Annotated in this window: 2 protein-coding genes (1 of these 2 running past the window's edge); both read left to right on the top strand. The window is 63.8% G+C overall.

The window, feature by feature from the left end; translation table 11 throughout:
* Positions 1-1796: the final stretch of a non-ribosomal peptide synthetase gene (locus tag A5790_RS20590; protein ID WP_066848544.1), read on the top strand. Its footprint begins 25474 nt before the window's first position; the window shows 1796 of its 27270 coding nt (coding positions 25475-27270); its start codon lies beyond the left edge, outside the window; its stop codon occupies positions 1794-1796.
* Entirely contained in the window at positions 1793-12088 is a 10296-nt protein-coding gene (locus tag A5790_RS20585) for a non-ribosomal peptide synthetase (RefSeq protein WP_066848542.1), read from the top strand. The genes A5790_RS20590 and A5790_RS20585 overlap by 4 nt, the downstream gene beginning before the upstream one ends.

Genomic DNA, 12088 nt, shown 5'->3' with positions numbered 1-12088 from the left:
TGACGGTCGGCGGGCTCGATTGGGGTCAGGTCGCGGCCGGCGAGGCCGCGCTGGGAGCGGTGATCAAAGACGCCAAGGAACAGCTGCGCGGATTGCCGGATGGTCTGACCTACGGCCTGCTGCGGTATCTCAATTCCGATGTCGACGTAAGCGGGTCGGACCCGATGATCGGGTTCAACTATCTGGGCCGGCTGGGCGCGGCGGCCGCCGACCTGTCAGGTGATCTGTGGCGGGTCAGCGAGGAAGGGCTGGCACGGACCGGTGCCGCTGCGGCACTGCCCTTGCCGCTTGCGCACACCCTGGAGCTCAACGCCGTCACCGCAGACTCCGAAGCGGGCCCGAAGCTCCACGCCAACTGGCGGTGGGCGCAGTCGGCATTCGCGCACGAACAAGTGGACACGTTGAGCCGGTTGTGGTTCGAAGCTTTGGTGGGCATCTGCGCGCACGTCCGATCCGGCGGCGGCGGCCTGACCCCTTCGGATATCAGGCCTGCGCGGCTCACTCAGAAGCAGCTGGATGAACTGCAGCACGAGCACCGCGTCGCTGACGTGCTGCCGCTGACGCCGCTACAGCAGGGACTGCTGTTCCATACCAGCACCGCACAGGGTCACGGCGACGATGTGTACGCGGTCCAACTCGATATCACGATCACCGGCGCTCTGGATGCCGACCGACTGCGCGATGCCGTGCGCACGGTTATCCATCGGCACCCGAACCTGGCGGCACAATTCTGTGATTGGTTCGACGAGCCGGTCCAGATCATCCCAGCAGACCCCGCGGTGCCGTGGCGATACGTCGACCTGACCGTCGGTGACCTGGACGTTGGTGCGCAGATTCAGGAAACGGCCGCCTCCGAGCGCGCGGCCGTGTGTGACCTCGCAGGCCAGACGGCATTCCGCGCGGCGCTGATCCGGACCGCGAAGGATGAGCATCGGTTCCTGCTGACCAATCACCACATCCTGCTGGACGGCTGGTCCACCTCGATACTGCTGCGGGAGATCATCGCGAGTTACTACGGGCAGCGGTTGTCCGCACCCGCTTCATACCGGAGCATTGTCGAGTGGCTGGCCGCTCGGGACCGCGTTGCCGCACAGGATGTTTGGCGCAAGGCATTCGCGGGATTCGAAAACCCCACTCTGGTGGGTCCGCCGGAACGGGCGGGCATGGGACGGCGAGGCGTCGAATCGTTCCGGGTTTCTGAGGAGACGACGCGTGCACTCGGAGAACTGGCCCGCTCCCGCCACACCACCGTCAACATCGTTCTGCAGGCCGTGTGGGTCCAGCTGCTCGTGTGGTTGACCGGTCAATACGACGTCGCCTTCGGAACCGCCGTCGCGGGACGACCGGCGGAGGTGGCTGATGCGGAATCGATTGTGGGCCTGTTGATCAACACGGTTCCGGTTCGGGCATACATAACCCCGGCAACCACTGTCGCGGAGCTCCTCGATCAGCTTCGTGACACGTATAACGACACATTGGATCACCAGTACGTCGGGTTGAGCGAAATCCACCGTGTCACTGGACATGACCAATTGTTCGACACCCTCTTCATCTACGAGAACTACCCGATCGACAACGTCGAATCGTCAGGAGTCAACGAGTTGGCCATCACCGAGATCACTCCGCGCGAATACAACCACTACCCACTTTCGGTGCAAGCCGCTCCCGGCCGCGAACTTGAGCTGCGGATTGAATTCGACACCGACATGTTCGATACCGCCCGCATCGCCGCGCTCGTCAAGCGCTTCAAGCGGGTTTTGATGGCGATGACCGCCGATTCGGGTCAGCAGTCATGACCGCCGATACCACGAGGCGGTTACTGGCCATCGATCTCGTCGACGACGACGAGCATGATCAACTCGATGAGTGGGGTAACCGGTCTGCGCTGACGGCGCCGCTGACCACAGCCGTTTCGATTCCGATGATGTTCGCCCAGCAGGTGATTCGCACGCCTGAGGCGGTTGCGCTCAGCGACGGCCAGCGGAAGTGGTCGTACCGGGAGCTCGATGAGGCCACCAACCGGCTGGCGCATCGTCTGGCCGAAGTCGGGGCATGCCCGGGACAACGTGTAGCGCTGCTGTTTTCGCGCTCCGCGGAGGCGATCATCGCAATATTGGCGGTACTCAAGACCGGGGCGGCATATGTGCCGATCGACCCGGTGCTGCCGGAGGCACGGATCTCCTTCATGATTGCCGATGCCGCGCCGGTCGCTGCCGTCACGAGTACTGGTGCAGCAGACCGGCTCGACAGCGGCGATCTGCTGGTCATCCACGTCGAAGACGCCGCCGTGACATTACAGCCCAACACCGCCCTCCCGGGACCTGCGGCCGATGACATCGCCTACCTCATCTACACATCGGGCACTACTGGCGTGCCGAAAGGCGTTGCAGTCGCCCATCGCAACGTGACCCGACTAATGGCATCGGTGGATGTCGCGCTGCCGCCGGAGAACCGGCGGGTGTGGTCGCAGTGGCATTCGTTGTCGTTCGACGTTTCTGTGTGGGAGGTATTCGGAGCCCTGTTGACCGGTGGACGGTTGGTTGTGGTGCCGGAAGATGTGGCGGGCTCGCCCGACGACCTCCACACTCTGCTGCTTGCTGAGCAGGTCAGCGTCTTATGTCATACCCCATCCGCGGCCGGGATGTTGTCGGCGGAAGGCCTCGAGTCCACGGTGTTGATGGTGGCCGGTGAGGCTTGTCCGATCGAGTTGGTGGATCGGTGGGCACCTGGACGGAAGATGATCGACGCCTACGGGCCGACAGAGGCCACGGTGTATGCGGCGATGAGTGCGCCGTTGCAGGCCGGCGAGGATGCCGTGCCGATCGGGTCTCCGGTGGTGGGGACGGCGCTGTTCGTGCTCGATGCAGGATTACGCCGGGTGTCGCCCGGTGTGGTCGGCGAGTTGTACATCGCCGGTGGCGGTGTGGCAATTGGGTATTGGCTAAGGGCCGGGTTGACGGCAACACGATTCATCGCCTGTCCGTTCGGGTCTCCTGGAGGGCGGATGTATCGCACCGGCGACCTGGTGCGCTGGGGTCCTGGTGGGCAGCTGCAATATCTCGGCCGCGCCGATGAGCAGGTCAAAATTCGCGGGTTCCGCATCGAACTGGGCGAGGTACAGGCCGCGTTGGCCGCCTGCGAAGGCGTGGATCAGGCGGTGGTGATCGCTCGCGAAGATCGCACAGGCGACAAGCGCCTGGTCGGCTACTTCACCGGAACCGCGGACCCGGCCACGGCCCGCGCGGCGCTGTCCGAGCGGTTACCGGCCTACATGGTTCCCTCTGCGATCGTGCTGATCGACGCGTTGCCGCTCACCCCGAACGGCAAACTCGACAAGCGGGCTCTTCCCGCGCCGGAGTATCAGGCCGCCGATCGTTACCGTGCGCCCGCAACCCCGACCGAGGAGATCCTCGCCACGATCTACGCACAAGTGTTGGGGTTGGAGCGAGTCGGGGTCGACGACTCGTTCTTCGAGCTCGGCGGCGACAGCATCCTGTCGATGCAAGTGGTGGCCCGTGCCAGGGCAGCTGGTGTGCTGTGTCGGCCGCCGGATGTCTTCGTGGAACAGACCGTGGCCAAGCTTGCCCGGGTTGCGAGGCTGTCCGACGGTGACGAGGGGCCAGAGGATCCAGGCACCGGGCCCGTTGTGCCAACTCCGATCATGCATTGGCTGCATGGCATGGAAGGCCCGGTCGAGCAGTTCAACCAGACGATGGTGCTGCAAGCTCCTAGCGAGGTGACCGAGGCCGGCGTGGTGGCGGTGTTGCAGGCATTGCTGGATCGGCATGCCATGTTGCGCCTGCACGTTCGTGATGACGACGCCGGCGATTGGTCACTCGAGGTGCCCGAGGCGTTGACGATCGACGTCGGTGAGTGCCTTCTCACAGTGGATATGCTCTCCGATGATGCGCTGGTGGCGGCGCGGTCGCGGCTGAACCCGGCGTCCGGCGTGATGCTCAGCGCGCTGTGGGTGACCTCCACGAGCCAGCTGGTGATGATCATCCACCATCTCGCCGTTGACGGCGTCTCCTGGCGAATCCTGTTGGAGGATCTGAACATCGCTTGGGCCCAGCATCACAGCGGGCAACCCGTGCTGTTGCCGGCGCCCGGAACGTCGTTCGCCAGGTGGTCATCGCTGCTGGCCGAATACGCGTACTCCAGCGAGGTCGTGCAGCACGCAGATGCGTGGCGACGTATTGCGGCGACCAGGCCTGCACTGCCGGAAGTGCAGCCGGCTGAGGACACGTTCAACACGGCCGGATTCCTATCGGTTGAGCTCGACAGCCATACGACCCGGATGCTGACGGGTGAGGTCCCGGCGGCGTTCCATGCCGGCGTACAAGACATTCTGCTGATCGCGTTCGGATTGGCGTGCGCGGAGTTCTTGAGCACCGGCAACGCTCCCGTCGCCATTGACGTCGAGGGCCATGGTCGTCACGAGGAACTGGCCGTCGACGTCGACCTGACACGCACGGTGGGCTGGTTCACCACCAAATACCCGGTTTCGTTGGCCGTCGGTGGGCTGAACTGGGCTCAGGTGGTCACGGGTGAGCCTGCGCTGGGGGCGGTGATCAAGGAAGCCAAAGAGCAACTGCGGGCGTTGCCCGAACCTATGACCTACGGACTTTTGCGCTATCTGAATTCCGAAGTCGAACTGCCGGAACAGGATCCAGCGATCGGGTTCAACTATCTCGGGCGGCTGGGCGCGGCTGGCGCCGAGCTTTCCGAGGACTTGTGGCGGATCAGTCCTGAGGGCTTGTCGCTTGCCGGCGCAGCCGCCGCCATCCCTGTGCAGCTGTCGCACACCGTCGAGCTCAACGCCGGTACCGCCGACACCGACACCGGTCCGCAGCTGCATGCCAACTGGAGGTGGGCGCGGTCGGCAGTCGATCGGTCACAGGTACGCAAGCTCAGCCGGATGTGGTTCGAGGCTCTGAAAGGTATCTGCGCACATGTTCGCGCCGGCGGCGGCGGTTTGACGCCGTCGGATCTGGCGCCGACCCGATTGACTCAACAACAGCTGGACGAGTTGTGCCGAAAAGACAACGTCGCCGACGTGCTGCCGTTGACCCCCCTTCAGCAGGGTTTGTTGTTCTACACAAGCAGTGCCGCGGGCAGTAGCGAAGATGTGTACGCGGTGCAACTCGATGTGACCGTGGCCGGGCCTCTGGATCCGGACCGGTTACGTGACGCGGTGCAGACGGTTGTCGGCCGGCATCCACATTTGGCGGCCCGCTTCTGTGCACAATTCGACGAGCCGGTGCAGGTGATCCCGGCCGAACCAACAGCGCCTTGGCGGTACGTCGAGCCGAACGTAGAAGCCGTAGATGCCGAGGATGAGGTTCAGAAGGTGTGCGCCGACGAGCGTTCCGCCGTTTGCGATTTCGCTAATCCGCCGGCGTTCCGCGCGGCGTTGATCCGGATCGCGCCGGATCGACACCGCTTCGTGCTGACCAATCACCACATTGTGATGGACGGCTGGTCGCGTCCTGTTCTACTGCAGGAGATCATTGCCACTTACTACGGTCAGCGCCTCCCAGAACCAGCCTCTTACCGCAGCTTCGTCAGCTGGCTGGCCGCTCAGGATCGGGCTGCCGCGCAGATGTCGTGGGCCTCGTTGTTCGCCGGGTTCGAGACGCCGACACTCGTCGGTCCGCCCGGCGGTGCGGGCCTGGGGCGGCGAGGTGTGGCTTCGCACCTGATTTCGGAACAGACCACGCGGGTGCTGGGCGACCTGGCGCGTGCACACCACACCACCGTGAACGTCGTGTTGCAGAGCGCATTTGCTCAAGTGTTGTGTCAGTTGACCGGTCAGAGTGACGTCGCATTCGGGATGGCGGTGTCGGGCCGGCCGGCTGAGGTGCCCGGCGCGGAACTGATGGTCGGCATGTTGATAAACACCGTGCCGGTGCGCGCGACAATCACAGCGGCCACCACGACGGCCGACATTCTCGACCAGATGCAGAGCGCGCACAATCGAACCGTCGAGCATCAGCACCTACCGTTGAATGAAATTCACCGTGCCGCAGGGCACGATCAGTTGTTCGACACCCTTTTCCTCTACGAGAACTATCCGATTGACACCGAGGCGCTGTCGGGCGATCACGAAATGACGATCCCCGAAATCAGGGCCTACGAGTACAACCATTACCGGTTGACGGTCGCGGCGCGCCCCGGTCGCGAGTTGGGTCTTCGCGTCGAATATGACACCGATGTGTTCGACGCGACCAGTGTCGAGGCGTTGGTAGGGCGGTTCGAACGGGTATTGGCAGCCATGGCAGTCGACCCGAAGCGGCGTCTGTCGTCGGTGGATTGCCTCGACGCCACCGAGCACGCCCGGCTGGATGAGCTCGGTCACCGGACGGTGTTGAGTGAGTCTGCAGATTCGCCGATGTCGATTCCGGCGATGTTCGCCGCGCAGGTCGCCCGCGCTCCGGAGGCGGTGGCGCTGAACGACGCCCAGCAAGCCTGGACATATCGCGAGCTGGATGAGGCGGCTAACCGGTTGGCTCACCTGCTGGCTGCCCAAGGTGTGGGTCCGGGCGAGGGCGTGGCCCTGCTGTTGCCGCGGTCGGCGCGGGCGGTCGTGGTGATCCTGGCCGTGCTCAAGGCTGGTGCGGCATATCTGGCGATAGATCCGATGCATCCTGATGCGCGTATCGGGTTCATGCTCTCCGATGCTGCGCCAGTGGTAGCGGTCAGCACGGCGGGGTTGGCCGAGCGGCTGGGCGGGGCATTGCCGGTCATCGACATCGACGACCCACGCATCGCGGATCAGCCGACCGAGGCCCTGCCCGGTCCATCGCACGACGATTTGGCCTACATCATCTACACGTCGGGTACGACCGGTGTGCCCAAGGGAGTTGCGGTTGCACATCACGCGGTCACTCAGATGTTGGGGGCATTGCCTGATCATCTGCCGGTGACCGGCGTTTGGTCGCAGTGGCACTCCCTGGGCTTCGACGTCTCGGTCCAGGAGATTTTCGGGGCGTTGCTGCACGGGGCACGGCTGGTCGTGGTGCCCGACGAGGTGGTTCGTTCGGCCGAGGATTTCCATGCGCTGTTGATCTCTGAACACGTCAACGTGGTCAGCCAAACTCCTTCTGCTCTGGCAGTTTTGCCGCCCCACGGGTTGGAGTCGGTGCAGTTGCTGATCATGGGCGGCGAGCCGTGCCCAACCGAGCTGGCCGATCGGTGGGCGCCCGGACGGGTGATGATCAATGTCTGCGGCCCGACGGAGACGTCGATGTTCGCAGCGATCAGCGACCCGCTGGTCGAGGGGTCGGATGTGGTGCCGATCGGTACTCCGGTCCCCGGCGCCGCGTTCTTTGTTCTGGATCAGTGGTTACGCCCGGTGCCGGCGGGCATAGTCGGCGAGTTGTATGTCGCCGGCCGTCTCGGGTGCGGTTATGTGCGACGGGCGGGCCTGACCGCCTCGCGGTTCGTAGCGTGCCCGTTCGGCGGGGTCGGGGAACGTATGTATCGCACCGGCGATCTGGTGCGTTGGGGCGCTGACGGCCAGCTGGAGCACCTGGGCCGCGCTGACGAGCAGGTCAAGATCCGCGGTTACCGAATCGAACTCGGTGAGGTACAGGCGGCGTTGGCCAGTTATCCCGGGATCGAACAGGCGGCGGTGATCGCGCGCGAGGACCAGCCTGGCGACAAGCGGTTGGTGGGGTACGTGACCGGAACCGCGGATCCGTCGGAACTCCGCGACGCGTTGGGGGAACGCCTGCCGGGCTACATGGTTCCCTCGTCGGTGGTGTTGATGGATGCTCTGCCGTTGACGGCCAACGGCAAACTCGACAGGCGCGCCCTGCCGGCGCCGGAGTACGCCGATGTCGATCGGTATCGCGCGCCCGACTCTCCGACCGAAGAGATCTTGGCCGGCATCTTCGCCCAGGTGCTCGGCGTGGAACGCGTCGGCGTCGACGACTCGTTCTTCGAGCTGGGTGGGGACAGTATCTTGGCAATGCGAGTCATCGCGATGGCCAACAAGTCTCTGGCGGCGGGTCTCGCGGTTCCCACCTTCTTCGAGGAGCCGACCGTCGCCCAATTGGCGTCCCGGGTCGGTGTGGACGGTGGCGGGCTGGAGCCGCTGCAGCCGATGGAGCGGCCCGCAGCCGTGCCGTTGTCGTTCGCCCAACAGCGGTTGTGGTTCATCGACCAGTTGCAGGGTCCGTCCGCGATCTACAACATCGCGGTGGCCTTCGGCATTCGTGGCCGGCTCGACCTGCGGGCCTTGGGTCAGGCCCTGGCCGATGTGGTTAGCCGCCACGAGAGCCTGCGCACACTGTTCGTCGCACCCGAGGGAACGCCGCAGCAACTCATCGTGCCGGTCGACGACGTCGACCTCAGTTGGGAAGTGGTCGATGCCGCGGGATGGCCCGAGGCCCGCCTCGCTGAGGCCGTCAGCACCGAGGTGCGTCGCCCGTTCGACTTGGCGACCGAGATTCCGTTGCGGGCAAAGCTTTTCCGCCTGGCCGACGAAGAGTTCGTTCTGGCGGCCGCCGTGCACCATATCGCCGCCGACGGCGTATCGATCGAACCGCTCGTCGGTGATCTGGCGGTTGCGTACGCTGCGCGATGCGTCGGACAGGCCCCGCAATGGGAGCCGCTGCCGGTGCAGTATGTCGACTACACGCTGTGGCAGCGAGAGCAATTGGGCGATGTCGACGACCCAGAAAGCCGTATCGCCGCGCAGGTTGCCTACTGGGAACAGGCGCTGGCCGGAATGCCCGAGCGATTGCACCTGCCGACCGATCGCCCGTATCCGCCGGTAGCGGACTACCGGGGAGCGTGGGTCACTTTGCACTGGCCGGTCGAGTTGCAGCAGAAGGTGCGTGAAGTGGCCCGGGCGCACAATGCGACCAGTTTCATGGTCGTGCAGGCCGCCCTGGCGGTACTGCTGTCGAAGCTGAGCGCCAGCAATGATGTGGTGGTCGGCTTTCCGATCGCCGGGCGGCGCGATCCCGCGCTCGATGGTCTCGTCGGATTCTTCGTCAACACGCTGATACTGCGGGTCGATGTCGCCGGTGACCCGACGGTTGCCGAGTTGTTGGGGCAGGTGAGGCAACGCAGCCTGGCGGCGTATGAACATCAAGATGTGCCGTTCGAGGTTCTGGTCGAGCGACTCAACCCGGCACGATCGTTGACTCACCACCCGTTGGTACAGGTGATGCTCGCCTGGCAGAACTTCGCACGGCATGTCACCGATTCATCTGCCGAACTGCCATTCGGTGATGTACAGGTGTCGCCGCTGCCCGCCGACACCCAGACCGCACGCATGGACCTTACCTTCTCGTTGGCCGAACAGTGGACGAAAGACGGTGAGCCCGCGGGGATTTCGGGAGCGGTGGAGTACCGAACCGATGTGTTTGATGCGGGCAGTGTGGGTGGGTTGATTGGTCGGTTGGAGCGGGTGTTGGTGGCGATGACGGCTGATTCGGGTGGGCGGTTGTCGTCGGTGGATGTGCTTGATGGTGGTGAGCATGCTCGGTTGGCTGAGGTGGGCAATCGGGTGGTGTTGGGTCAGGGTGTGTCGGCGGGGTTGTCGATTCCGGGGTTGTTTGCTGAGCAGGTGGCTCGTGCTGCGGATGCGGTGGCGATCAGTTACGGGGTGCGGTCGTTGACGTATCGGGAGCTGGATGAGGCTTCGAATCGGTTGGCGCATTTGTTGGTTGGCCGGGGTGTGGGTGTTGGTGCGCGGGTGGGGTTGTTGTTGCCGCGGTCGGCGCAGGCGGTGGTGGCGATGTTGGGGGTGCTTAAGGCGGGGGCGGCGTATGTGCCGTTGGATCCGGGGCATCCGGATGCGCGGATTGGTTTTGTGCTTGCTGATGCGGCTCCGGTGGCGGTGATCAGTACGCAGGGTTTGCGGTCGCGGTTGGATGGCCATGCGGTGGTGGTCATTGATGTTGAGGATGCTGGGTTGGCGGGGCAGCCGTGTTCGGCGTTGGCGGGTCCGGGTCCTGATGATGTGGCGTATTTGATTTACACCTCGGGCACGACGGGGACTCCGAAGGGGGTTGCGGTTGCCCATCGCAATGTGACTCGGTTGTTGGAGACGTTGGATGCTGACGTGCCGGGTGCGGGGGTGTGGTCGCAGTGTCATTCGTTGGCGTTTGATTTTTCGGTGTGGGAGATCTTTGGGGCGCTGTTGGGTGGGGGCCGGTTGGTGGTGGTGCCCGATGCGGTGGTGCGTTCGCCTGAAGAGTTGCATGCGTTGTTGGTTGCTGAGCAGGTCAGTGTGCTTAGTCAGACTCCGTCGGCGTTTTATGCGTTGCAGGCTGCTGATGGGTTGGCTCCGGAGTTGGGGGATCAGCTCAAGTTGGAGACGGTGGTGTTTGGTGGGGAGGCTCTTGAGCCGCATCGTCTTCGGCCGTGGTTGGGTCATCATCCGGGGTTGCCGCGGTTGTTGAATATGTATGGCATCACCGAGACCACGGTGCATGCGTCGTTGCGTGAGATCGTGGCCGCCGATGTTGAGGGCACGGGCAGTCCGATCGGGGTGCCGTTGGCTCATTTGGGGTTTGTGGTGCTCGATGGGTGGTTGCGGCCGGTGCCGGTGGGGGTGGTTGGTGAGTTGTATGTCGCTGGTGCGGGGTTGGCCTATGGGTATGTGGGCCGGGCGGGGTTGAGCGCGTCGCGGTTTGTGGCGTGTCCGTTTGGCGGGGCGCACGCTGGTGGGCAGCGGATGTATCGCACTGGGGATTTGGTGCGGTGGGGTGCTGATGGCCAGTTGGTGTATGTGGGTCGTGCTGATGAGCAGGTCAAGATCCGCGGGTATCGCATTGAGCTTGGTGAGGTTCAGGCGGCGTTGCAGGGTCTTGATGGGGTTGATCAGGCGGTGGTGATCGCTCGTGAGGATCGTCCCGGCGATAAACGGTTGGTGGGTTACATCACCGGCAGCGCTGATCCCGCCGATGCGCGCGCCCGACTGGCTGAGCGGTTGCCGACCTACATGGTGCCGACCGCGGTGGTGGTGTTGGCGGCGTTGCCGTTGACGGTCAACGGCAAACTCGATACCCGGGCCCTGCCGGCACCGGAATACACCGACATCGATCACTACCGCGCCCCGGCCAACGCCATCGAAGAAATCCTGGCCGGCATCTACGCCCAAGTCCTGGGCCTAGACCGCGTCAGCGTCGACGACTCCTTCTTCGAACTCGGCGGCGATTCGCTGTCGGCCATGCGGGTGGTCGCCGCCATCAACAGAGCGCTCGACACCCATCTCGCCGTTCGCACGTTGTTCCATGCCCCTTCCGTCAGGAGCCTGAGCGAGCAACTCGAAAGCGCCGACAGCGGGGTGGAACTGGTTCCCGTCGAAATATTCAAGGAGGGAACGGGCGTCCCGCTGTGTTGCATTCACGAAGGTAACGGGCAGAGTTATGCGTACCGCGGTCTGCGCGAGTATCTCGAGTGTCCGATCATCGGTATCAACCAGATCCCACAGGATGGTGAGGTAACACCTCGATCGATCCGAGACATGGCGAAGAACTACGCCGACCGGATCCAAGCTATCCATCCCGAAGGTCCCTACAACCTCCTCGGATGGTCTTTCGGAGGTCCGGTTGCGCACGAAATCGCCGTGGAGCTTCGCCGACGAGGAGGCACTGTCAACAACCTCATCATGCTGGACCCCGTGCTCAGCGCCGATGGACCTGGAGAAACTGTTGAAGACGAGAATCCCGCCGAGGATCGTCTGCTGAACCTCTTCTTACGGTCGAGCGGTATCGATGTCTCCGAGGAGTCCGAGCGGCTGACATACCGGCGGGCCGAAGAGCTGATTCGCCAGCAGGGGCAAGTGGTGGAATTCGTCCTGCCGCCCAAACCGATCTTCGAGTTCGCGGTCTATAACCACAACACCAATCTCTCGTATCTACGCGAGCATGTACCTGACGTGTTCGATGGCGACATGGTCGTGTTCTCCGCAACCCGGGGCGAGATTGTGAACAACCCGCAAGATTGGCGGCCATACGTTTCCGGCGACCTCACTGTGCACTCGGTCGATTGCGGGCACGACGAGATGACATCCGACGAAGCGATACGTATGTACGTCGAACAACTCAAACTCTCGTTAGAAGCTTGA

The sequence above is a fragment of the Mycobacterium sp. 852002-51152_SCH6134967 genome, from assembly GCF_001667105.1.
In the GTDB taxonomy this organism is placed as follows: Bacteria; Actinomycetota; Actinomycetes; order Mycobacteriales; family Mycobacteriaceae; genus Mycobacterium; species Mycobacterium neumannii_A.
The sequence above is the reverse complement of the archived record's forward strand: the minus strand, read 5'-3'. Positions and strand labels throughout refer to the sequence as shown.

Bases quoted from the DNA above. Each gene is read 5' to 3' on its own strand.
- A5790_RS20585 (WP_066848542.1), top strand. From the start codon at position 1,793: ATGACCGCCGATACCACGAGGCGGTTACTGGCCATCGATCTCGTCGAC.